We start from the raw sequence: 254 nt of genomic DNA on the forward strand, positions 1-254 counted from the left end.
TGAACAGGAACGGCTCGGTGAACAGCTGGGTCGTGCCGATCACCTGCAGCAGCAGCATCACGAGGATGATGCCGCGGATCTGCGGGAGGGTGATGTGCCAGACCCGCGACCAGATGCCCGAGCCGTCGAGCTCCGCGGCCTCGTAGAGCTCTGCCCTGACGGATGTCAGCGCGGCCAGGTAGATGATCACCGCGCTCCCCGCCCCGGCCCAGGTCGCCTCCAGGACGATGGAGGGCATGGCCGTCGCGGGCGAG

The 254-nt window shown here is 68.5% G+C and carries 1 protein-coding gene; it reads right to left on the bottom strand.

Features of this window, described 5'->3' with window-relative positions; genetic code table 11:
• On the bottom strand, positions 1-238 hold a 238-nt coding region (locus SB773_RS33225), incomplete at its 3' end, for a carbohydrate ABC transporter permease (protein WP_410594704.1).
• Positions 239-254: the final 16 nt, after the last annotated feature.

It is taken from the genome of Bacillus sp. SIMBA_074, assembly GCF_046534555.1.
Lineage (GTDB): Bacteria > Bacillota > Bacilli > Bacillales > Bacillaceae_G > Bacillus_A > Bacillus_A mycoides.